Below are 22,956 nucleotides of genomic sequence, written 5' to 3'. Positions count from 1 at the left end.
CTCCGTCCCCCTCCGACCCGAGGCGGGGTCGGTCCTGATCTCCAGGACCGACCCCGCCTCGGTCTTTTGGCGGAGTTGTCCCCCTGTACGGCAGTCCGACGGGAAGAGCTGAGCACTTGCTGATAGCGTCTACCTGCAAGTTAATTGCAATAAGCAGTTGGAGGGCTCGGCATGGCCATCTACACACTTCCTGAACTTCCGTACGACTACGCGGAGCTCCAGCCCGTGATCGACGCGAAGATCATCGAGCTGCACCACGACAAGCACCACGCGGCGTACGTCAAGGGCGCCAACGACACGTTGGAGCAGCTTGCCGAGGCCCGGGACAAGGACCAGTGGGGCGCGGTCAACGGTCTGGAGAAGAACCTCGCGTTCCACCTCTCCGGCCACATCCTGCACAGCATCTACTGGCAGAACATGACCGGTGACGGCGGCGGCGAGCCCCTCGACAAGGACGGCGTGGGCGAGCTGGCGGACGCCATCGCCGAGTCCTTCGGCTCCTTCGCCAAGTTCAAGGCGCAGCTGACCAAGGCGTCGGCCACCACGCAGGGTTCCGGCTGGGGCGTCCTCGCCTACGAGCCGCTCAGCGGCAAGCTGATCGTCGAGCAGGTCTACGACCACCAGGGCAACGTCGGCCAGGGCTCCACCCCGATCCTGGTCTTCGACGCCTGGGAGCACGCCTTCTACCTGCAGTACAAGAACCAGAAGGTGGACTTCATCGAGGCCATGTGGCAGGTCGTCAACTGGCAGGACGTGGCCAAGCGCTACGCCGCCGCCAAGGAGCGCGTCAACGCGCTGCTCCTCGCCCCCTGACCCGGGCGGACGCGCCGTGAGGCGCCACCGAGCGGCCTGCTCGTGATCGTCTTCTCACCCGTGTCACGGGGCAGGCACGGGAAGGCCCCGCGCGGTCGATGCGCGCGGGGCCTTCTTCCATGGTCGCACCCTTCCGTTCGGCCGTGGCCGAACGCCTCGCCTCAGCCGTGGCCGAACGCCTCGCCCGTCACGGCGAACTCCCGGGCCAGGCCGGTCTCGTGGAGGCGGGCGAACGGGGTGAACGGAACGCCCAGTTCCGATCCACCCCGGTCGAAGTTCCACCCCTTGTGCACGGCGAACCGGTAGTCCACGGCCGTGCCCCCGTCGGCGTCCACCCGTACCGTGCCCGTGAGCCGGAACTCCACGCCGCGCAGGGCCAGCCACCAGTCGGGGTGGATCCGCCAGGTGATCAGCTGGTCGCGCCAGCCGCTGTCGGCCGGATAGGCCGCCGGCGTCCGGTCACCGCCGCACCACCGGTCGAGCGCCTCCGCGCGCCAGCGCGTCAGCTGCTCGTCCACGGCGGCGCGGACGGCGGGCAGGGCGAGGATCTCCTCGGCGTCGACGCGGCAGACTCCGCCCGTGCCGCGCAGATAGTGCCGCAGCATGCCGGCGGCCCGCCGCAGCCCCAGCAGGGACCACAGCGGTGCCAGCACCCGGCAGACCCCCAGCGTGAGCAGGTCGTACGGGCGTACGGGCAGTTCCGCGAAGGCCGCGTTGCCGCAGGGCGGCTCCGCGTCGGCCCAGCCGCCGTCGCGGCCCAGCGGCCGGGAGAGGTCGGTCTGGCCCATGGTTGGGACCCTAAGCGAGCCTTCGCCGGGGCGCGCGCCGGCCGGGGTCGGCCGGGGGACCTGACCCCTGCTTCCCCTCGCCGCCCGGCCGAAGACGGCCCCTGCGTCCGCGTCCGCCCGGCCGGAGATCAGCTGCCGCGTCCGCGTCCGCTCATTCGGGACCGGCCCCCGCGCCCGCTCCCGCTCAGTCGGGATCGCCCGCGCCTTGCCCCCGCGCCCGCTCCCGCTCCCGCTCAGTCGAAGATCGGCCCCTGCGTCCGCGTCCGCTTGATCTCGTAGAAGCCCGGCGTCGAGGCCACCAGCAGCGTGCCGTCCCACAGCCGCGCCGCCGCCTCGCCCTTCGGCGCGGGCGTGACGACCGGGCCGAAGAAGGCCACCTCGTTGCCGTCCGGACCCGGTACGGAGATCACGGGGGTGCCGACGTCCTCGCCCACCTTGTCGATGCCCGCCTTGTGGGAGGCCCGCAGCTCGGCGTCGTACGCCTCCGAGTCGGCGGCGTCCGCCAGCGAGGCCGGCAGTCCGGCCTCCTCCAGGGCGGCGACGATCGTCTCCCGCACCTGCGGCAGGCCCTGGTTGTGGAACCGGGTGCCGATCGCGGTGTAGAGCCGGCCGAGCACCTCCTCGCCGTGCTCCTGCGCGGCGGCGACGCACACCCGCACCGGGCCCCAGGCGCGGATCATCATCTCGCGGTACTTCTCGTCCACCTCGTCGAGCCGGTGCTCGTTGAGGACGGCGAGGCTCATCACATGCCAGCGCACCCGGACGGGTCTGACCTTCTCCACCTCCAGCATCCAGCGGGACGTCATCCACGCCCACGGGCACAGCGGGTCGAACCAGAAATCGGCGGTGACCTTCTCGGTCTCGGTCATGCGGTGGTCTCCTCAGGAGAAACAGGACGGTCACGGTTGCAACGAAGGTGTGCGTGCCATGATTCCTGATGTTCGAGAGACGATGACGAACACGATGCCGAAGTCGATGCCGAGGGAGCCCCGCCGTGCCCGGTGAGAACCTGACCCGTGAGGAGGCCCGGCAGCGGGCCGCGCTGCTGGCCGTGGACGCCTACGAGGTGGCGCTCGACCTCCGGTCGGCGGTCGGCCCCGAAGTCCCGGCGGACGGCGGCCCGCGCACCTTCCGGTCGGTCTCCACGATCCGCTTCCGCTGCGCGGAGCCGGGCGCGGACAGCTTCGCCGACCTCGTCGCCCCGTCGGTCACCTCGGTGACGCTCAACGGCCGCGCGCTGGACCCGGCCACCGTCTTCGACGGCACCCGCGTCGCGCTGGACGGCCTGGAGGCCGAGAACGTCCTCGTCGTCGACGCCCGGTGCGCCTACAGCCGCACGGGCGAGGGGCTGCACCGCTTCGTCGACCCCGAGGACGGCGAGATCTACCTCTACACGCACTACGAACCGGCCGACGCCCGCCGGGTGTTCGCCAACTTCGAGCAGCCCGATCTCAAGGCCCCCTACACCTTCACCGTGACCGCCCCCGCCGACTGGACCGTGATCAGCAACGGCGCCCAGGACGGCCCGGCGGAGCCGGCCGACGCCACCTCGGCGACCTGGCGCTTCGTCCCCACCCAGCCGATCGGCACCTACATCACGGCCGTCGTCGCCGGCCCGTACCACGTGGTGCGTGACCACTACAGCCGGAAGCTCCCCGACTCCACCGTGCTGGAGATCCCGCTGACCGCCCTCTGCCGCAAGGGGCTGGCCCGGCACTTCGACGCGGACGAGATCTTCACCGTCACCAAGCAGGGCCTGGACTTCTTCCACGAGCACTTCGACTTCCCGTACCCCTTCGGCAAGTACGACCAGGCGTTCGTCCCGGAGTACAACATCGGGGCCATGGAGAACCCGGGCTGTGTGACCTTCCGTGAGGAGTTCGTCTTCCGCGGCAAGGTGACGCGGTCGTCGTACGAGCGCCGGGCCAATGTGATCCTGCACGAGATGGCGCACATGTGGTTCGGCGACCTGGTGACCATGGAGTGGTGGGACGACCTGTGGCTCAAGGAGTCGTTCGCCGACTTCATGGGCTCGTTCTCGCAGGTGGAGGCCACCCGCTACGGCAACGCCTGGGTCACCTTCGCCAACCAGCGCAAGGCGTGGGCGTACCGGGCCGACCAGCTGCCCTCCACCCACCCGGTCACGGCGGACATCCGCGACCTGGAGGACGCCAAGCTCAACTTCGACGGCATCACGTACGCCAAGGGCGCCTCGGTCCTCAAGCAGCTCGTCGCCTACGCCGGCCGTGACGCGTTCCTGGAGGGCGCGCGCCGCTACTTCAAGCGCCATGCGTACGGGAACACGCGCCTGACCGATCTGCTGTCCGTCCTGGAGGAGACCTCGGGGCGCGACATGACCGCCTGGTCCCGGTCCTGGCTCCAGACCGCGGGCGTCAACTCGCTGACCCCGCAGCTGACATACGACGCCGCCGACCGGATCACCGAGCTCGCCGTCCTCCAGGAGGCGCCCGCCGACCACCCCGAGCTGCGCCCGCACCGGGTGGCGATCGGCCTCTACCGCCGGGAGGACACCGCGCTGGTGCGGTACGCGCGCGTCGAGGCGGACGTCGCCGGGCCGCGCACCGTCGTCGCGGAGCTGGCGGGGGCGGAACGGCCGGACCTCGTCCTGGTCAACGACGACGACCTGACGTACTGCAAGGTCCGCTTCGACGAGCATTCGCTCGCCACCCTGCGCGGCCACCTCGGCGAGCTCACCGACCCGCTCGCCCGGGCGCTGTGCTGGTCGGCCCTGTGGAACCTCACCCGGGACGGGCTGATGCCCGCCCGCGACTACCTGGACCTCGTCCAGCGGTTCGCCGGTGCCGAGACCGACATCGGCGTCCTCCAGATGCTCCAGAACTGCGCGCACGACGCCCTCGTCCACTACGCGGCCCCCGCGTGGCGCGAGCGCGGCGCCGCCGACCTCGCCCGGAGCGCGCTGCGCGAACTGCGGCTCGCCGAGCCGGGCAGCGGCCACCAGCTGGCGTGGGCCCGCTTCCTGGCCAGGACCGCGGGCACCGAGGCCGACGTCCAGCTGCTGCGCGGGCTGCTCGACGGCACCGCCCGGATCGACGGCCTGGACGTGGATCAGGAGCTGCGCTGGTCCTTCCTTGCCGCCCTCGCCTCGGCCGGCGCGGCCGGCAAGGCGCGGATCGACGCCGAGCTGGCCCGCGACGACACCGCGTCCGGCCGCCGCCACCACGTCCGCTGCCTCGCCTCGCGCCCCGACCCCGACGTCAAGGCCGACGCCTGGGCGACCGTCGTCGAGTCGGACACCCTCTCCAACGCCCTCACCGAGGCCACCCTCGCCGGCTTCGACCGGCCGGGGCAGCGGGAGCTGCTCGCGCCCTACGCCGAGCCGTACTTCGCGGCGCTGGAACGCCTCTGGCGGGAGCGGTCGATCGAGATCGCCATGGCCGTCGTGCGCGGGCTGTTCCCGAGGCTCCAGGACGGCCGGCGGACCCTGGAGCTCGCCGACGCCTGGCTCGCCGGCCACACGGACGCGGCCCCGGCGCTGCGGCGGCTGGTGCTGGAGGCGCGGGACGACCTGGCGCGGGCTCTGAGGGCACAGGAGTGCGACGCGGCGGCGGCCTGACGCCGGTTGCCTTAAACACGTCTGCGACGGTCGAACTGCCGTCCATCCGTGCGGAGTTGTCCCTACTTGTCGACGAGCCTGTAACAGGGGTTAAGGGGTGGGCGCACAGCGGGAATGGCCGGGGCATGAGCTACGAGACCCCCCTTTCCCCGCGCCCGCTCCACCACCTCTCCGACGTCCGCCACCGCGTCATGACCTCGCGGCAGCTCCGGGAGCACGGCGTCCCGTCCGCCGCGGTCAACGAGCGCTGCCGGCCCGGCGGGCCCTGGCAGCAGCTCCTGCCCGGCGTCTACCTCCTCCACACCGGCCCCGCCACCAGCGAGGAGCGGCTGCACGCCGCCCTCATGTACACCCGGGCGCGCACGCAGGGCATCCCCGTCCAGAACGCGCGGGGCGCCCGGGCCTCGCGCGGTGCACAGGACTCGCGCGGTGCACAGGACTCTCCTGGCGCCCAGGGCTCTCGCGGCGCGCAGGACCCCCGCAGCACTCAGGACTCGCGCGGCGCACAGAACTCTCGCGCCGCACAGGGCTCTCGCAGCGCCCAGGGCTCGCCCGGCGCACAGGCGGAGGCCCCCTACGGCGCGGCGATGGTCACCGGCCTCGCGGCCCTCGCCCTCTACCGCTTCACCAGTGCTCCCCCGCTGCTGCGCATCGACCACATCGACGTCCTCGTCCCGGGCACCCGACGGCTCCGCGCCACCGGCTTCGTCCGCCCCGTCCGCACCCACGCCGTACCCCGCCCCCGCCTGGTCACCGGCGTCCCCGTGGCCCCCGCCGCCCGCGCGGTCGCCGACGCCGTCGCCCGGCTCACCGATCCCGCGCAGATCCGCCGGCTCCTCACCGAGGCCGTCCGCGGCGGCCACTGCGAGGCCGCCCGCCTCGTCCGCGAGCTCTCCCGCGCCCGGCTGCTGAACCGCCCGCACATCGTCGACGCCGTCGACGTCCTCCTCGCCGAGGGCCGCTCCCTCGCCGAGGACCGCCTCTACGCCCTCGTCACCGACCACGCCCTCCCCGCCCCGCTCTGGAACGTCGAACTCCGCCTCCCCGGCGGCCCCTCCCTCGGCCCCGTCGACGCCTACTGGCCCGACCACGGCGTCGTCGTCGAAATCGACGCCCGCGCCCCCCGCCAGGAAGTCGACGCCATCTGGACCCAACAATCCCGCAAGCGCCAGCACTTGGAGCGCCTCGGCCTCACCGTCGTCCACGTCACCCCCCGCAAGCTGCGCGAGTCCGCGGAGCAGCAGGCCTCCGTGATCCGGACGGCCCTGGTGACGTCGGCGGAGCGGGGCCCGACGGGGTACGTGGTGGTGCTGCCGCGGTGAGGGGGTGGCCGCGCCCGTCCCGCCGCCCCGGCCTGTACTACCCGCTGGGCGACGGAACGTCGCACGGCGACGGCTGGAGCGCGCTGGACGGGCTGGTGCGGCATCTGCGCGCCCCGGGGGCCGTCAGCGTTTGAGCAGGAGTTCCGTGTTGCGGTCGGTGGGGTCTCCCGCGAGGGTGCGGTCGCCGCCCGGGGCGTTGAAGGCGAGTTCGCGGTAGAGGGAGGCGAGGCCGGTCTGGGAGAGGTCGTGGTAGTCGGTGCGGTGGGGGGCGGCGGATTCGACGAGGGTGGTGTAGAGGGAGATCGTGCCGTCGCGGTTGTCGGTGATCTCGATGACGCGGGCGAGCTGCGGGTAGTCGACGTGGGAGGCGGTGGCGATCTCCCAGAAGGAGCCGCGGGGGCGGATGCGGTTGCGGTGGCTGTGACCGTTGATCCAGGCGAGGACGTTCTTGTGGCGCTGGAGGAGGGCGATCACCTCGCTGCCGCCGTGCCGCTGCTCGTTGGGGCGGGCGGGGTCGGGGACGGTGTTGTTCATGCTCCAGCTGGGGTGGTGGCTGAAGACGAGGGCGTACTCGTTCCGGTGGGCCTTCAGGGTGCGGTCCAGCCAGTTGAGCTGGGCGGTGCCGAGGGAGCCCTGGTAGTGGCCGCCGGGGTCGGTGGAGTCGAGGCTGATGCCGATGACCCGGTCCGAGACGCGGAAGCTGTAGTAGAGGGTGCCGGAGTCGAGGTTGTCCTTGGTGTAGCCGTGGCCGACCGGGCCGCGGCCGGCGTACTTGCGCTCCAGGTGGAGGGCCACGTACTGGCGTTGGGTCAGGGGCACCCGGGCGGGGTCCGGGGTGACGCCGCGCAGCTCCTTCTTGTGCTTGCGCAGCAGTTCCTCTATGCGCTTGCCCTTGGGGTCGACGCCGTGCAGCTCGCCTTCCATGAGCCACTTGGCCTCGTCGGCGGGGATCGTGTACAGCTTCTTGCCGCCCACGGCGACGTCGGCGATGAACGAGCCGGCGGCCGGATAGCAACCGCCGGAGAGCAGGTCGTGGTTGCCGAAGGTGGAGTACCAGGGGATGTTCAGGCCGGGGCTGTTGACGCGGCGCATGGCGGCGTTCAGATAGCCGGGGATGCGCGGGTAGCCGACGGCCTTGTCCTGGTCGCGGAGGGAGCTCTCGGGGTGCCAGTAGAGCTTGAGGCCGCTGTTCTGGACGCCCTCGTAGCGGCGCGGGTCGCCGGTGTTGGGGTTCATCCGGCCGCCGCTGAGCGCGGTGAGGAACCACTCGGCCTCGATGCGGGCGTTCTCGTCGCCGTTGTCGCCGGTGGTGATGACGAAGCGCAGCGGGGTGCCGGTGGCCGGGCCGCGGCGGAGTTTGTTGACGCGTTCGACGAGGGAGACCACGCCGGGCAGGGTCAGGGCCTCGTGCGGGCGCCAGGCGCCCTCGCCGCCGGCCCGGAAGAACTCGTACCGCAACGGGTGCTGGACGTCCGTCAGATGGAGGTCGGTGAACTGCACGAACGACGCGAGTGTGGTACGGCGGCGGTTGCGGTCGGGGCGGGCGGCGGCCAGCTCCGTCCGGACGACGCGGGGCCAGCCGGGGCCGTCGCCCAGCCGCCGGTAGGCGCCCGTGCCGCGGGGCGTGGCGACGGAGACGAGGGTGGTGCCGGCACCCGACGGTGCCGCCGCGGCGCTGTCGTCGGCCGCGGGGCCTGCCGGAGCGCCCTCCGGGGCCCCTCCAGGGGCCACGGGGGCGGGCTCGTCGGCGGCGGCCGGGTCGGCCGGGCCCAGGGCGACGACGGCGCCGACGGCGCCCGTGGCGGCCAGGAACCCACGGCGGTCGAGGTGCGAGGCTGATCTGCCGGATCTGCTGTGCATGGCGGTCTCCCCGAGTGCGAACGCGAAGGCGAGCGGTGGTGCAGATGAGCTGCGGCTGCTGTCACCGAGGATCGTTGGCAGCGCGAATGACCTGGGCGTGAACAGGGCGGCAACGGTCGCCGCCGATCACCTCACATCGATCTTGGCTACTGCGAACTGACATACAGGACTCGTCCCCTGGAGCGCTGAGGCTCACTCAGCGTTCACCCGACAGGGAACGGAGCTCAGGAAACCCTATGGCCCCGCCGGTCCCGGTGTACTCCGTTTGCCCCGGATGGCTGAACCGCGGCTCCCGTGCCGGCCCCGCTCCGGGCGCTTCACGGCCTCTGTCCCGCTTCCTCCCGAAGTGCTCTCTGGCGGGTTTACGCCATCTTTATTTTCCCGCCCTGGCAACTCTCCCCAAACGCCCGTCACTTCCATAAAAGTGAGCCCTCATCCGGTTCCGATATCCGGACCTGCCGTCGGCAGTCGTTCACCCCACGAGCCAGGGATGTTCATGACCACCCCCACATCTCGCCAGGCGTCCCGCGGCGGCGCCAGACGCGCGACCCGAATAGCCGTCGCGGCCGCCGCCGCGGTCGCCCTCGCCGCCACGGGCGCGGCCCCCGCCTTCGCCGACGGGCCGCAGCCCCCGGCACCGGGACCGGTCAAGCCGGTCAACCCGCAGAAGGACAAGCTCGGTTCGCACGGGGCCGGCCTGCTCGCCAAGGCCAAGTCCGAGGGCGACCGGACCGTCACGATGATGATCGCCACCGCTCCGGGGCAGACGGGGCAGATCGCCGGGAAGCTCGACTCCGTACGGGGCGCCTCGGTGGGCAAGGAGTACGAGAAGCTCGGCTATGTCCGGGCGACCGTCCCCACCGCGAAGGCCGACGCCGTGATCGCCGAGGCCCAGCGGCTCTCGTCGGTGCACGGCATCGACCTCAAGCAGGAGATCAAGCTTCCCGACCCGACGCCGCGCGGTGACGCGGTGGCGGGCGCCAAGGGGCCGAAGAGCCGCTCCTACCCGGCGCCCGACAAGCGGACCCCCGCCAAGAACCCGTACCAGCCGGCCTTCGAGACCGGTGCCGTGGACTTCGTCGAGGACCACCCCAAGGCCGACGGCCGGGGCGTGACCATCGGCGTCCTGGACTCGGGCGTGGACCTGGCCCACCCCGCGCTGCAGAAGACGACGACGGGCGAGCGCAAGATCGTCGACTGGGTCACCGCCACCGACCCGGTCACCGACGAGGACGACACCTGGCTGCCCATGACGCAGGACGCGTCGGGCCCCTCGTTCTCCTTCAACGGCCGTTCGTACACCGCTTCCGCGGGCTCCTACCAGGTGGCCCTGTTCCGGGAGAGCGCGACCGCCGGCGGCGACATGAAGGGCGATCTGAACCGGGACGGCGACACGACCGACTCCTGGGCCGTCCTCTATGACAAGGCCAAGGGCACCGTCCGCGTCGACCTGGACGACGACGGCGACTTCCGGAACGACGCGGAGATGAAGCCGTACAAGGACGGCTTCCAGGTCGGGTACTTCGGCAAGGACGACCCGAAGACCGCGATCGCCGAGCGGATCCCCTTCGTCGTACAGGTCCGCAAGGACGTCCCGATGGACCCCAAGGGCGGCGACTGGATCGGCAAGAAGGCCGACTTCGTCAGCATCGGCGTCATCGAGTCGGAGCACGGCACGCACGTCGCGGGCATCACCGCGGCCAACGGCCTGTTCGGCGGAAGGATGAACGGCGCCGCCCCCGGCGCGAAGCTCGTCTCCTCCCGGGCCTGCACCTGGGGCGGCGGCTGCACCAACGTCGCGCTCACCGAGGGCATGATCGACCTGGTCGTCAACCGCGGTGTCGACATCGTCAACATGTCGATCGGCGGCCTGCCGGCCCTCAACGACGGCAACAACGCCCGCTCCGAGCTCTACACGCGCCTCATCGACACCTACGGCGTGCAGCTCGTCATCTCGGCCGGCAACAGCGGCCCCGGCACCAACACCATCGGCGACCCGGCCCTGGCCGACAAGGTCCTCAACGTCGGCGCCTCCGTCTCCAAGGAGACCTGGGCCGCCAACTACGGGTCCGAGGTGCGGACCAAGTACGCGATGATGCCGTTCTCCTCCCGCGGCCCGCGCGAGGACGGCGGTTTCGCCCCGGTGATCACCGCCCCGGGCGCGTCCGTCAACACCACGCCGACCTGGGAGCCGGGCGCGCCCGTCGCCGAGTCCGGCTACGAGCTGCCGCCGGGCTACGGCATGCTCCAGGGCACCTCGATGGCCGCCCCGCAGGCCACCGGCGCCACGGCGCTGCTGATCTCGGCCGCCAAGGAGAAGGGGACGAAACTCGCCCCCGCCGACCTGCGCACGGCGCTCACCGGCACCGCGAAGAAGATCAAGGGCTTCCAGGCGCACGAGCAGGGCTCCGGCCTGATCGACATCAACGAGGCGTGGGAGGCGCTGCGGCACAAGGCCACCGCGCACGAATACACAGTGAAGGCGCCGGTCTCCACCGCCCTGTCGGGCGCCCTGAAGACCCCCGGCTTCGGCACCGGCGTCTACGACCGCGAGGGCGGCCTCAAGGCCGGCCAGTCGAAGACGTACGACGTCACCGTCACCCGCACCTCCGGCCCGGCCAAGGACGTCTGGCACGAGCTCAAGTGGCGCAACAACGACGGAACGTTCAAGCTGGCGAGCCGTGACGAGGTCCGGCTGCCGCTGAACAAGCCCGTCACCGTCAAGGTCACCGCGAAGCCGAAGTCGGCGGGCATCCACAGCGCGATCCTCACCGTGGACGACGACCGCACCGAGGGCATCGACAAGCAGATCATGACGACCGTCGTGGCCGCCGAGCCGCTGGCCGCCCCGGCCCGCCGGGTGCAGAAGAGCGGTACGGCCCAGCGCAACGCCAGCACCTCGTACTTCGTGACCGTGCCCAAGGGCGCCAAGTCGCTGGAGATCGCGATGAGCGGCCTGGCGAAGGACAGCCAGACCCGGTTCATCGCCATCAACTCCTACGGTGTCCCGGTCGACCCGACCTCCACGATCAACTGCTACCCCAACTACAACAACCCGGCGAACACCTGCCGCCCGGACGTGCGCTCGTACGCCAACCCGCTGCCGGGCGTCTGGGAGATCGAGGTCGAGTCGCGGCGCACCTCGCCGCTGCTGGACAACCCCTACACGGTGACCGCCACCGTCCTGGGTGCCACCTTCGACCCGGCCGTGCAGACCGTGAAGGAGGCGAAGGTCGGTACCCCGGCCGCCGTCACCTGGAAGGCCACCAACGGCTACGCGCCGCTGGACGGCAGGCTCCAGGGCGGCCGGCTCGGCTCGTCCAAGGTCGCCCGCCCGGAGATCGGCAAGGGCCAGAAGCAGGTCACCAAGGTCACCCTCGGTGAGGGCGTCACCCGCTTCGAGGCGTCCATCGCCCGCGCGGCCGACCCCAAGGCCGACCTGGACCTCGTCGTCTCCAGGAACGGCAAGCCCGTGGGCTCCTCCACCAGCGGCGGCTCCGACGAGCAGGTCGTCCTGACCAAGCCCGCCGCCGGCGAGTACACGATCGAGGTCACCGGCTACGAGGTGCCCTCCGGCACCACCGCCTACGACTACCGCGACGTCTACTTCGCCCCCTCCCTCGGCGAGGTCAAGGTCCCGGCCGGCCAGTCCGTCAAGCTCGGCACCGGCCAGTCCACCCAGGTCACGGCCGACGTCGTGGTCGCGGGGACGGCCCCCGAGGGCCGGACGTTCTCCGGCGAGGTCCAGCTCGTCAACGAGCGCGGGACGGTTGCGGGGAGCGGGAGCGTGACGATCGAGAAGGTCGTTTCCTGACCGGTCGATGACGATCGCGATGGGGCGGGTGCCCGGTTTCCGGGCGCCCGCCCCACCCGTTCCGGGCACACGGGTACTGTCAGGGGTCGGTACGGCAGACCGCAGTGACGCGTGGACGTCGAAGGAGACCCAGCTACGGCGACCGGTCACTCGACAAGGTGACCGTGGGAAATCGTCCCGGCCTGCCCCGGCCTCGTCCCACCCTCCGGACAATGGATTGGACTTTTGGGGTCCGCACTCCCGCATGATGGAACCGCGCCTACCGGATCCACCGTCGTCCGGAGTGACGCATGTGTCCTACATGAGCAATGGGAGCCCCCCTGTGAGAGTCGGAATCGTCGGAGCCACCGGACAGGTCGGCGGAGTCATGCGCAAGATCCTCGCCGAGCGTGACTTCCCGGTGACGGAGCTGCGCCTGTTCGCCTCGGCGCGGTCCGCCGGGTCCACGATCCCCTGGCAGGGCACGGAGATCACGGTCGAGGACGCGGCCGCGGCCGACTACGCCGGGCTGGACATCGTGATCTTCTCGGCCGGTGGCGCCACCTCCAAGGCGCTCGCGGAGAAGGTCGCCTCCCAGGGCGCCGTCGTGATCGACAACTCCTCCGCCTGGCGCCGCGACCCCGAGGTCCCGCTGGTCGTCTCCGAGGTCAACCCGCACGCGATCGCGGACCGCCCCAAGGGCATCATCGCCAACCCGAACTGCACCACGATGGCGGCGATGCCGGCCCTGAAGGTGCTGCACCGGGAGGCCGGGCTCCGCAGCCTCGTCGCCACCACGTACCAGGCCGTCTCCGGCTCCGGCCTGGCCGGCGTCGCCGAGCTGGACGGGCAGCTGCGCAAGGTCGCCGACCGGGCGACGGAGCTGACGCACGACGGCGAGGCCGTCGAGTTCCCCGAGCCGGGCGTCTACAAGCGGCCGATCGCCTTCAACGTGCTGCCGATGGCCGGCGCGATCGTGGACGACGGCCGGTTCGAGACGGACGAGGAGCAGAAGCTCCGCAACGAGTCCCGCAAGATCCTGGAGATCCCGGACCTCAAGGTCTCCGGCACCTGCGTCCGCGTCCCGGTCTTCACCGGCCACTCGGTGCAGGTCAACGCCTCCTTCGCCGCCCCGCTGAGCGTGGAGCGCGCCTACGAGCTGCTCAAGGACGCCCCGGGCGTCGAGCTGTCCGACATCCCGACCCCGCTCCAGGCGGCGGGCAAGGACACCACATATGTGGGCCGCGTGCGGGTGGACGAGACCGTCGAGCACGGGCTGGCGTTCTTCGTCGTCGGCGACAACCTGCGCAAGGGCGCGGCGCTGAACGCCGTGCAGATCGCGGAGCTGGTGGCGGCCGAACTGCGCGGCTGAGCACGACGGCACACCACGGGGCGGGGTCCTTCGTGCCCCGCCCTCTTCGCCGCTCACGGCGTAATTCGGGCCGCACTGTCAGACCCCCGTGGGAGAGTGCCGTCCATGAACCGGATTGCCAGAGGCGAACATCTGACCGTCCCGGCCGAGCCGTTGCACGCCGCGGTCACCTGGACCGCCGTACCCGCCCTCCCCGACGCCGGGGCCATCGCCGTCGCCGCCCTGCTCCTCGACGGGCACGGGACGCTCCGCGATGACGCCGACCTCGTCTCCTCCCACCACGCCGGGCACCCCTCCGGGGCCGTGCACCACCTGGGCACCTCGGAGGGCGAGGCGGGCCTGCGGGCCGAGTGGCTGGTGTTCGACCCCGCGCAGGTCGAGCCGGACGTGACACGGGTCGTCGTGGCCGCCGCCACCAAGGGCCGGGCCCTGGGGCGCGTGCCCGGCCTCGGACTGGCCGTCACCACCGCCACCGGCGCGCCGGTCGCCCACGTGCCCGTCGAGGACGGCGTGCGCTTCGAGGACGGCGGGGACGGCGGTGCCGGTCCCGGCGCCGAGGCCGGCGAGGTGGCGGCCCCCACGGCGGCCGTCCTGGGCGAGTTCCGGCGGCAGGGCGACGGCGGCTGGCAGTTCGGGGCGGTCCTGCGGGGGTACGCCTCCGGGCTCGGCGGCGTGGTCGAGGCCCACCGGGCGGGGACGGCGGACGAGGACGGGCGGCGGAGCGGGGCGGAGGCGCATCCGGCCGCGGACCTGGACGCGTACCCGGCCGCGGAGTTGGGCGCGGCGTCGGGTGCGGACCTGGGTGCGCGCACCGGCCCGGGCGCGTACGGGACGGCGGACATGGGCTCGGGCCCGGACGCGCTCGGCGACTCAGCCGCGTACGCGCCCGAGAGCGCGTATGGGACGACGGACGCGCCCGTACCGGCGGCCGCCCCCTATCGGCCGGAGGACGCGTACGAGGCGGAGCCCGCGCCGGACCACGCTCGGGACCGCGCTCCGGAACCGAGCCGCATACCGGAGATCCCGGCCTATCCCCCGGCCGTACCCGAAGGCGCACTCGGAGCCGCCCCCGCGCCCTCCCCGGCCGTCGGCGCCGGCGCCTTCCTCCCCCACGACCGCGCCACGGAGGTGCTGACCCGGATCGTTCCGGACGCCCCGGCCCCCGTCGGGGAAGCACCGGTCGTGGACGCGCCGCCTGTCGACGCGTCCCGTCCTGACGTCCTCGGAACCGAGCCCGAAACCGAGCCCGGAACCGAGCCAGGGACCGAGCCCGAAGACGCGCCCCCGTCCCCGGCAACCGCCTCCTACGGCCCGGACTTCGCCCCCTGGGAGCAGACCGGCCGCGGGAACAGGGAAGTCGTGCCGGACCGGCCGCTTCCCCCCGGCGCCGCCCTGGTGGAGTTCACGAGCCCGGAGGGCTGGGCATCGCTGGAAGCGCGCGACGCGGAAAGGCCCCATCTCCTCTCCGCCACGAACGGGATCCGCGGCCGGGTGGTGCTCGCTTCCCCGCCCCGCCGCCGGCCGAGACTGCGGGTGGAGGCGAGACGGGACTGGACCCTGAAGTTCCTGCCGCTCGCCGAGGCCCGTGTCCTCGAAGCCGACGGCGCGCTCCAGGGCACCGGCTCCGACGTGCTGCGTTACACGGGACCCGCCGCCGACCTGCGTATCAACCACCCGGACGGGCGCAACGCCGGCGACGGTGTCAACCTGCTAGCCGTCTATCCGGGGGGCGACCCGGCCGACCGGGACGGCGCGGACGTCCTCGCCCAGGGGTACGGCGCCCTCGTCGAGGTGGTCCCCGTAGCCGGCCCCTGCCTGCTCATCCTCGACGCCGGAAGCCCCTGGTCGCTCACCGCCCGCACGTCCGCCGCGCCCGAGCCCTCGGACGGCGTCCTCGCCGAGTACTCGGGCCAGGGCCGGAACCTGGACGTCGTCGAGATCACCAACCCGAGACCGGGCTCGCCCGTGATCCTGGAGTACGACCTGGAGGGCTCCGAGTACTTCGCGGTCACCGAGGCCGACGACTACGGGGGCACACGCGAGCTGATCTCCAAGGACGAGGGCTTCGAGGGCCGCCGGCTGCTCTTCGCCGACGGGGGCGCCACGACCCGGCTGGAGCTGGGGGCGCTGCCCCGCTGGCGGTTCCGGCTCCGCGACCTCTCCGCCGCCCGGCCGCTGTCCGGCGCGGCGTCCGATCCGGCGTACGATCCGGCGTCCGGCACTGCCTCCGGCCCGGCGTCCGGCCCGGTCACCGGCACCGGCTGCGACGTCCTGGTGCACACCGGCCCGCCGGCCGCGCTCACGCTGGAGCTGGAGGACGGCGGTTTCGCCCACGTCACCAGCCTCTCCCCGGGCGAGCTCGCGCGGGTGCGGGTGGCGCGTGCACACACCTCCCGCCCGGCCCGCGGCCCGCTCCGGGCCCGGCCCGGCGCGCCCACATACGTCCTCGTGACGGCTGCGGCGGACCAGGAATGGAAGCTGACGCTCCGGCCGGCGGAGGAGATCCGGGCCTTCGACGGGACCGTCACGGGGCACGGTCACGACGTCGTCCGATGGGACGGACCGCCCGGGCCCGTCCGGTTCGACTACGACTTCGACGACGGCGGCCCGCTCCTCGACGATGTCCCCCGGCCGGAGCTGTGGGCGCTCGACGAGGAGCTGTCGCCGCTGCACCGGGTCGCCGCCGGGATCGGGGTGCACCACGTCCCCACCGGCTTCCTCCAGGTCCGCGCCTGGCAGAAGTGGAGGATCACCTCGGGCACCTGACACGACCGCCGTGGAAGGATGGCCGGGAACGTCATGACACGCGTGATGCGAAGGAGATGCCCAGGTGCCAGGCACGAATCTGACCCGCGAAGAGGCCGAGCGGCGGGCGACGCTGCTGACGGTGGAGGCGTACGAGATCGAGCTCGACCTCTCCGGCGCCCAGGAGGGCGGCACGTTCCGCTCGGAGACCGTCGTGCGGTTCGACTCCGCCGAGGCGGGCGCGAGGACGTTCATCGACCTGGTGGCCCCCACCGTGCGCGAGATCGTGCTCAACGGTGAGACGCTCGACCCGGCCGCGGTCTTCGCGGACAGCCGGATCACCCTGCCGTCGCTGCACGGCGGGCAGAACGAGCTGCGCGTGGTGGCCGACTGCGCGTACACCAACACCGGTGAGGGGCTGCACCGGTTCGTGGACCCGGTGGACGACCAGGCGTACCTGTACACCCAGTTCGAGGTGCCGGACGCCCGCCGCGTGTTCGCGTCGTTCGAGCAGCCCGACCTGAAGGCGACGTTCCGGTTCACCGTCAAGGCCCCCGAGGGCTGGACGGTGATCTCCAACTCGCCCACCCCGAAGGCCCCGGCGGACAACGTCTGGCGTTTCGACCCCACCCCGCGGATCTCCACCTACATCACCGCACTGATCGCCGGCCCGTACCACAGCGTGCACAGCACCTACGAGAAGGACGGCCGGACCGTACCGCTGGGCATCTACTGCCGGCCGTCGCTCGCCGAGTTCCTGGACGCGGACGCGATCTTCGAGGTGACGCGGCAGGGCTTCGACTGGTTCCAGGAGAAGTTCGACTACGCCTACCCGTTCGCCAAGTACGACCAGCTGTTCGTGCCCGAGTTCAACGCGGGCGCGATGGAGAACGCGGGCGCGGTCACCATCCGCGACCAGTACGTCTTCCGCTCCAAGGTGACGGACGCGGCCTACGAGGTGCGGGCCGAGACCATCCTCCACGAGCTGGCCCACATGTGGTTCGGCGACCTCGTGACCATGAAGTGGTGGAACGACCTGTGGCTGAACGAGTCGTTCGCCACCTACACCTCCATCGCCTGCCAGGCGGCGGCCCCGGGCTCCAAGTGGCCCCACTCGTGGACCACGTTCGCCAACTCCATGAAGACCTGGGCCTACCGGCAGGACCAGCTGCCCTCGACCCACCCGATCATGGCCGAGATCCGCGACCTGGACGACGTCCTCGTCAACTTCGACGGCATCACGTACGCCAAGGGCGCGTCGGTGCTCAAGCAGCTGGTGGCGTACGTCGGCGAGGACAAGTTCTTCCAGGGCGTGCAGGCGTACTTCCAGACCCACGCCTACGGCAACACCCAGCTCTCCGACCTGCTCGGCGCGCTGGAGCTGATGAGCGGGCGCGACCTCAAGACGTGGTCGAAGGCGTGGCTGGAGACGGCCGGCATCAACGTCCTGCGCCCCGAGATCACCACGGACGACGACGGGGTCATCACCTCCTTCGCCGTCCGCCAGGAGGCCACCCCGCTGCCCGAGGGCGCCAAGGGCGAGCCGACGCTGCGTCCGCACCGGATCGCGATCGGCGCCTACGACCTGAAGGACGGCAAGCTGGTCCGCACCGAGCGGATCGAGCTCGACGTGGACGGCGGGCGCACCGAGGTCCCGCAGTTGGCCGGCAAGCGCCGCCCGGCGGTCGTCCTGCTCAACGACGACGACCTGTCGTACGCGAAGGTGCGCCTCGACGAGGAGTCGCTGCGCGTCGTCACCGCCCACCTGGGCGACTTCGCCGAGTCGCTGCCCCGCGCCCTGTGCTGGGCCTCGGCCTGGGACATGACCCGCGACGGCGAACTGGCCACCCGGGACTACCTGGAGCTGGTGCTCTCGGGCATCGCCAAGGAGTCGGACATCGGCGTCGTCCAGTCGCTCCAGCGCCAGGTCAAGCTCGCCCTCGACCTCTACGCGGCGCCGGACTGGCGCGAGGCGGGCCTCCGGATGTGGACCGAGTCCGTGTGGGCGTACCTCCGGGACGCCGAGCCGGGCAGCGACCACCAGCTGGCCTGGGCCCGCGCGTTCGCCGCCACCGCCCGCACCGACGAGCAGCTGGACTTCCTGGCCGGTCTGCTGGAGGGCACCGAGCTGGTCACCGGCCTCGCCGTCGACACCGACCTACGCTGGGACCTGCTCATCCGCCTCGCCGCCACCGGCCGCGCCGACGAGCAGGCCATCGCCGCCGAGCTCGACCGCGACCGCACCTCGGCCGGCGAGCAGCACGCCGCGGCGGCCCGCGCCGCGCGCCCGACCGACGGGGCCAAGGCCGCGGCGTGGGCGTCCGTCGTCGAGTCCGACAAGCTCACCAACGCCGTCCAGGAGGCCGTGATCAGCGGCTTCGTCGTGGCCGACCAGCGCGAGCTGCTGGCGCCCTACGCGGAGAAGTACTTCGCCGTCGTCAAGGAGATCTGGGAGACCCGCAGCCACGAGGTCGCCCAGCAGATCGCCGTCGGCCTCTACCCCAGCCTCCAGATCTCCCGGGAGACCCTGGACACGACGGACGCCTGGCTCGCCTCCGCCAACCCCACCGCCGGTCTCCGCCGGCTCGTCCTGGAGTCCCGCGCGGGCGTCGAGCGCGCGCTGAAGGCCCAGGCGGCGGACGCGGCCGCCGCTTCCGTCTGACGCCCGGAGCGCCCCTGGCCGGACGGCCGGGGGCGCCCTACTGTGCACGGATGTTCGAAGAAGCGGAGAGGGACGGACCTCCCACGGAGACGGACGAGCTTCCTCCGGACACGGACGGGCTTCCTCCGGACACGGGCCGGCTTCCTCCGGACACGGGCCGGCTTCCCCGGGCCGCCCTTCCGGCCGGAAGCACCAGGGCCCTCCTCCACGACGACGCCGTCGTGCTCGTCCGGAAGAGATCGCGCCGCCGGATCCCGTTCGAGGCCGTCGAGCGCGTCGACGGGCCCGGACAGGACAACCGCACACTGCGGATCGAGCTCACCTCGGCTCATGGCGCGGGTGAGATCCTCACCCTGCGCGGCGACGACGCGGAGGCCCTCCGGGGCTTCGCCACCGCCCTCGCGTCGGCCCTCCCGGCCCGCCCTCGGGGGGAGCCGCGCCAGGACGGCCGACGGCTGATGAGCGTGGAGACGATCGCCCTCGTCCCGGCGCGCGACCTGCTGTCGGCCGACGGGGTCCCGGCGCTCCGGACCCTCACGGTCCTCTACGTGGTCGCCTTCCCCGTCGTCGTCCTGGCCTCGGAGAACCCCGTCGACTCCCTCGTCGACTGGGTATGCGCGGGGGCGCTCCTGGTGCCGGGCACCCTGCTCGCCCGCCTGACAGCCTCCGCCGTCCGCACCGCCTGCCTCCTGCGCCTCCGGGGCGTCACGGTCACCGGATCGCTGACCGGCACCACCCGCCGGAGCGGCACCGGCGAACCGGCCACGTACCGCTACGCGTTCACGGACCGGGAGGGGACGGTGCACCACCACGAGGGCCAGGGCTGGCCCCTGTCCGACGACGGAAGGACGACGCGCATCACCTACGACCCCCGGGCGCCCGAGCGGAGCTACGCCCCCGGCGACCGGATGAGCCTCCCGGCGCACGCCGTCGTCGGCGCCATCGGCCTGGTGCTGCTCCTCCTCGGCCTGGACTTCGCGGCGACGGCCGTGCTCGACACCGTGCGGGTGCTGCGGGACAGCTGGTGAAGGTGGTGAGGGGCGTGAGGGAACAGCACCGCGCCACGGCGTTCCGGAACGGGCTGACGTCCGGAACGCCGCGGCGCGGCGCGGTACGGAGAGGGGTGGCGGCCGGCCGCGACTAGCGCGACGTCCGCGGGAAGTGCGTGTGCGTGTCGTGCGTGCGCACGTTGTCGGAGTTGCGGGCCAGGACCATGGTCAGGCCGGCGATCACAAGGAAGAGCACGATCGGCGCGGCGACGTAGAGGCCGAGCGTGTTGATCACGCTGAGGCCGGGGCCCGGGTCGTCGCCGTCGTCGCGGGTGAGCGCGAACGCGGGGGACGACATCAGCAGCATCAGCAGCGTGCCGGCGGACACGACCCCGGCGCGCTTGGCGTTCATCTTCTTATTGCTCACGCGCTCAACGTATCGGACCCTCGCGGACCCCGCGCGTCCGGGGTGGCCGTCAGGACGCGGACCTCCTCCATCAGGGCGTGCAGCCGGGGGGACGAGGTGAGTTCCTCCAGGGAGACGGGCCGGCCGGCGGCGTCGGCGACGGGGAGGCGCCAGTTCGGGTACTCGTCCCAGGTGCCCGGCAGGTTCTGCGGGCGGCGGTCGCCGAGGGCGTCCGGCAGCCAGACGCCGACCATCCGGGCGGGGGTGCGCAGCAGGAAGCGGTGGACGGCCCGGACGGCCGCCTCCTCGTCGCCGGGGCCCTCGGGGAGGAGGCCGAGCCGGCCGAAGAGGGCCAGCCACTCGGCGAGGGACTTGGCGTCCTCGCGCTGCTCGACGGCGAGCGGGCGGCGGAGCAGGCCCAGCCGGTGGCGCAGGGCGACGTGGTCGCCGGTGAGGCGGGCCGCCGTGCTCGGCAGGTCGTGGGTGGTCGCGGTGGCGAGGCAGCCCTCGCGCCACCGCTCGGGCGGCAGCGGCGCGGCGCGGCGGGTGCCGCGCGACCAGTCGCGCTCGAACCAGAGCACGGAGGTGCCGAGCACACCGCGCTCGGCCAGTGCCTCGCGCACGCCCGGCTCGACGGTGCCCAGGTCCTCGCCGATGACGGCGGCCCCGGCGCGGTGGGCCTCCAGGGCGAGGACGCCGAGCATGGCCTCCGCGTCGTACCGGACGTACGTGCCCTGCCCCGGCTCGCGGCCCTCCGGCACCCACCACAGCCGGAACAGCCCCATCACATGGTCGATCCGCAGCGCGCCCGCGTGCCGCAGCAGACCGCGCAGGAGGTCGCGGTAGGGGGCGTAGCCGGTGGCGCGCAGGGCGTCGGGGCGCCAGGGCGGCAGACCCCAGTCCTGGCCGCGGGAGTTGAACGCGTCGGGGGGCGCGCCGACGGACATCCCGGCGGCGAGGGACTCCTGCTGCGCCCAGGCGTCGGAGCCGCCCGGGTGGACGCCCACGGCCAGGTCGTGGACGAGGCCGACGCGCATGCCGGCGTCGCGGGCGGCGCGTTGGGCGGTGGCCAGCTGACGGTCGGTGAGCCAGGCGAGCCAGCAGTGGAAGTCGACGCGGTCGAGGAGTTCGCCGCGGGCACGGGCGGTCCGGGCGGACCGGGGGTCCCGGAGGCCGCCGGGCCAGCCGTGCCAGTCGGGGCCGTGCACCTCGGCGAGGGCGCACCAGGTGGCGTGGTCGTCGAGGGCCTGGCCCTGTTCGGCGAGGAAGTCGCAGTAGGCGGCGCGGCGTCCGGGGCTGAGCGGGACGGCGCGGACGAGCTCCAGGGCGCGCAGTTTGAGGGCCCGGACGGCGTCGTGGTCGATCGGCTCGCCCCGGCGGAGGACGGCGTCGTTCAGCTCCGCCGCCGCGGCGAGCAGGCGCAGGGCCTCCTCGCGGCCGGGTCCGGTGAGGTAGCCGAATTCGGTGATCTCCTCGACGCGCAGGTGGACCGGGTCGGGGAAGCGGCGGGAGGACGGGCGGTACGGGGACGGGTCGGCGGGCCGCTCCGGGGTGCCGGGGACGGCCGCGTGCAACGGGTTGACCTGGAGGAAGTCGGTGCCGAAGGAGCGTCCCGACCAGGCGGCGAGCTCGGCCAGGTCGCCGAGGTCGCCCATGCCCCAGGAGCGGGCGGAGAGCAGGGAGTAGAGCTGGACGAGGAAGCCGTGGGAGCGCTCGGGCGGCTGGGGGACGCGGTCGGGGGCCACGATCAGCGGGGCGGTGGCCGCGCGCCCGTCGGGGGTCCGGGCACGGAGCAGGTGGGTGCCGAGGGGCAGCGGATCGTCCCAGCCCAGGCCCTGTCCGTCGGCCGTCTCCACGCGCAGCGCGGTGTCCTCGGGGAGGCCCGGCGGCCGGGGCCGGGCGGTGCCCCGCAGGACCACGGCCGGGGGCAGCAGGCGGTTCCGTCCGGCGCGGTCGTGGGCGTCCAGGGCGTCGCGGACGGCCCTCGGGGTGGAGGCGTCGACGCCGAGCGCGGCGAGGACGGCGACCACGGTGTCCTCGGGGACGGGGACGCTCTGCCCGGGGGCGGGCTCGTAGGACGTGGCCACGCCGTGCAGTCCGGCGAGGTGTGCTCGGTCCATGCCTGCCTCCAGAGGACGGCGGGGAACGGGCCGCGCGGGCCGCCGGGGATCGCACGGCGGTCGGCACGGTGCTCCCCGGCGACGGCCGGGAGCTTGTCAGCTTACTTTCGGTGTACGGCCGCTGACGGGCCTTTGGCCATTCCGCCCCGGCTCCGCCACCGTCCGCCTCACCCGGCACGCCGGGCATTACCGGCAGTTCGGTCAGCTGCGTTGACACGCCCCTCCCCTGGTGATGGGCTCATCGCTCACGCAGGACAGATGAGGGGCGAGGAGAAGGTGGCGCGGTTCCAGGGCGACGGCCCCTCGTACGGCGAACAGGGCTCCGAACAGGGCGTTCAGGGCTCGGCACGGCCCGGCCGCGCCATCGGCACCGGCCGGTTCACCGGCCCGTCGGCCGGCCGTCCGCGCCGTGCCGGGGTGACCGTGCTGGCCGCCGCGCTGCTCGGCGGGCTGCTCGGCAACGCCCCCGGGGCGCTCGCCGCGCCCGACGG

15 protein-coding genes are annotated in these 22,956 nt (G+C 72.8%); 10 read left to right on the top strand and 5 right to left on the bottom strand.

Going from position 1 to position 22,956, the window contains the following annotated elements:
- The first annotated feature begins 171 nt into the window (after positions 1-171).
- The gene (locus HN013_RS00080; RefSeq protein ID WP_171161588.1) at positions 172-813 is read left to right on the top strand and encodes a superoxide dismutase; all 642 of its coding nucleotides are present in this window, start codon (positions 172-174) and stop codon (positions 811-813) included.
- 161 nt (positions 814-974) lie between these two features.
- Here the strand turns inward: HN013_RS00080 and HN013_RS00075 are convergent, their stop codons facing one another.
- Together HN013_RS00075 and HN013_RS00070 are read right to left on the bottom strand one after the other, a co-directional pair.
- Positions 975-1,601, bottom strand: a complete 627-nt coding sequence (locus HN013_RS00075) for a hypothetical protein (protein WP_171161585.1) — start codon at positions 1,599-1,601, stop codon at positions 975-977.
- Positions 1,602-1,834: 233 nt separating this feature from the next.
- A complete protein-coding gene (locus tag HN013_RS00070; protein ID WP_171161583.1) occupies positions 1,835-2,470 on the bottom strand; it encodes a DsbA family protein in 636 nt (211 codons plus the stop codon).
- A gap of 125 nt (positions 2,471-2,595) precedes the next feature.
- Here HN013_RS00070 and pepN (HN013_RS00065) point away from each other — a divergent pair, with 125 nt between their 5' ends.
- From pepN (HN013_RS00065) to HN013_RS00050, 3 genes are all read left to right on the top strand, one after another.
- A complete protein-coding gene (pepN, locus tag HN013_RS00065; RefSeq protein WP_171161581.1) occupies positions 2,596-5,196 on the top strand; it encodes an aminopeptidase N in 2,601 nt (866 codons plus the stop codon).
- Positions 5,197-5,321: 125 nt separating this feature from the next.
- Positions 5,322-6,518, top strand: coding sequence for a hypothetical protein (locus HN013_RS32540; RefSeq protein ID WP_249374627.1), 1,197 nt, complete (start codon positions 5,322-5,324; stop codon positions 6,516-6,518).
- Positions 6,515-6,652, top strand: coding sequence for a DUF6177 family protein (locus HN013_RS00050; RefSeq protein ID WP_171161579.1), 138 nt, complete (start codon positions 6,515-6,517; stop codon positions 6,650-6,652). The genes HN013_RS32540 and HN013_RS00050 overlap by 4 nt, the downstream gene beginning before the upstream one ends.
- Here HN013_RS00050 and HN013_RS00045 read toward each other — a convergent pair.
- The gene (locus HN013_RS00045) at positions 6,642-8,378 is read right to left on the bottom strand and encodes a TIGR03767 family metallophosphoesterase (protein ID WP_171161577.1); all 1,737 of its coding nucleotides are present in this window, start codon (positions 8,376-8,378) and stop codon (positions 6,642-6,644) included. The genes HN013_RS00050 and HN013_RS00045 overlap by 11 nt on opposite strands.
- 490 nt (positions 8,379-8,868) lie before the next feature.
- Between HN013_RS00045 and HN013_RS00040 the strand changes: the two genes are divergently transcribed.
- From HN013_RS00040 to HN013_RS00020, 5 genes are all read left to right on the top strand, one after another.
- Complete coding sequence (locus HN013_RS00040; protein ID WP_398977727.1) at positions 8,869-12,192, top strand: S8 family serine peptidase; 3,324 nt, start codon at positions 8,869-8,871, stop codon at positions 12,190-12,192.
- Between the two features lie 322 nt (positions 12,193-12,514).
- Positions 12,515-13,543, top strand: coding sequence for an aspartate-semialdehyde dehydrogenase (locus HN013_RS00035; RefSeq protein ID WP_171161573.1), 1,029 nt, complete (start codon positions 12,515-12,517; stop codon positions 13,541-13,543).
- A gap of 105 nt (positions 13,544-13,648) precedes the next feature.
- On the top strand, positions 13,649-16,309 hold the full coding sequence (locus tag HN013_RS00030) for a TerD family protein (protein ID WP_171161565.1): 2,661 nt from the start codon (positions 13,649-13,651) through the stop codon (positions 16,307-16,309).
- 64 nt (positions 16,310-16,373) lie between these two features.
- The gene (gene pepN, locus HN013_RS00025) at positions 16,374-18,950 is read left to right on the top strand and encodes an aminopeptidase N (RefSeq protein WP_171161563.1); all 2,577 of its coding nucleotides are present in this window, start codon (positions 16,374-16,376) and stop codon (positions 18,948-18,950) included.
- A gap of 50 nt (positions 18,951-19,000) precedes the next feature.
- Positions 19,001-19,978, top strand: coding sequence for a DUF3592 domain-containing protein (locus HN013_RS00020; RefSeq protein WP_171161561.1), 978 nt, complete (start codon positions 19,001-19,003; stop codon positions 19,976-19,978).
- A 112-nt stretch (positions 19,979-20,090) separates the two neighbouring features.
- Here the strand turns inward: HN013_RS00020 and HN013_RS00015 are convergent, their stop codons facing one another.
- Positions 20,091-20,351 carry a hypothetical protein gene (locus HN013_RS00015; protein WP_171162198.1) on the bottom strand — a complete coding sequence of 87 codons (261 nt, stop codon included), beginning with the start codon at positions 20,349-20,351 and terminating at the stop codon, positions 20,091-20,093.
- A gap of 11 nt (positions 20,352-20,362) precedes the next feature.
- Positions 20,363-22,465 carry a 4-alpha-glucanotransferase gene (gene malQ / locus HN013_RS00010; RefSeq protein WP_171161560.1) on the bottom strand — a complete coding sequence of 701 codons (2,103 nt, stop codon included), beginning with the start codon at positions 22,463-22,465 and terminating at the stop codon, positions 20,363-20,365.
- A gap of 258 nt (positions 22,466-22,723) precedes the next feature.
- On the opposite strand from malQ, the gene HN013_RS00005 reads away from it, so the two are divergent.
- Positions 22,724-22,956 (top strand): hypothetical protein (locus HN013_RS00005; protein ID WP_171161558.1); only part of this gene is annotated, 233 nt, incomplete at its 3' end.

The sequence above is a fragment of the Streptomyces sp. I05A-00742 genome, assembly GCF_013055795.1.
Lineage (GTDB): Bacteria > Actinomycetota > Actinomycetes > Streptomycetales > Streptomycetaceae > Streptomyces.
This window is presented reverse-complemented; position numbering and strand designations above follow the sequence as displayed.

What these genes read in the sequence shown, in the direction of transcription:
- HN013_RS00040 (WP_398977727.1), top strand. Translation starts at nt 8,869, where the DNA reads ATGTTCATGACCACCCCCACATCTCGCCAGGCGTCCCGCGGCGGCGCC.
- HN013_RS00015 (WP_171162198.1), bottom strand. Translation starts at nt 20,351, where the DNA reads ATGAACGCCAAGCGCGCCGGGGTCGTGTCCGCCGGCACGCTGCTGATG.
- HN013_RS00080 (WP_171161588.1), top strand. Translation starts at nt 172, where the DNA reads ATGGCCATCTACACACTTCCTGAACTTCCGTACGACTACGCGGAGCTC.
- HN013_RS00030 (WP_171161565.1), top strand. Translation starts at nt 13,649, where the DNA reads ATGAACCGGATTGCCAGAGGCGAACATCTGACCGTCCCGGCCGAGCCG.
- HN013_RS00070 (WP_171161583.1), bottom strand. Translation starts at nt 2,470, where the DNA reads ATGACCGAGACCGAGAAGGTCACCGCCGATTTCTGGTTCGACCCGCTG.
- HN013_RS00020 (WP_171161561.1), top strand. Translation starts at nt 19,001, where the DNA reads ATGTTCGAAGAAGCGGAGAGGGACGGACCTCCCACGGAGACGGACGAG.
- HN013_RS32540 (WP_249374627.1), top strand. Translation starts at nt 5,322, where the DNA reads ATGAGCTACGAGACCCCCCTTTCCCCGCGCCCGCTCCACCACCTCTCC.
- HN013_RS00045 (WP_171161577.1), bottom strand. Translation starts at nt 8,378, where the DNA reads ATGCACAGCAGATCCGGCAGATCAGCCTCGCACCTCGACCGCCGTGGG.
- malQ (WP_171161560.1), bottom strand. Translation starts at nt 22,465, where the DNA reads ATGGACCGAGCACACCTCGCCGGACTGCACGGCGTGGCCACGTCCTAC.
- HN013_RS00075 (WP_171161585.1), bottom strand. Translation starts at nt 1,601, where the DNA reads ATGGGCCAGACCGACCTCTCCCGGCCGCTGGGCCGCGACGGCGGCTGG.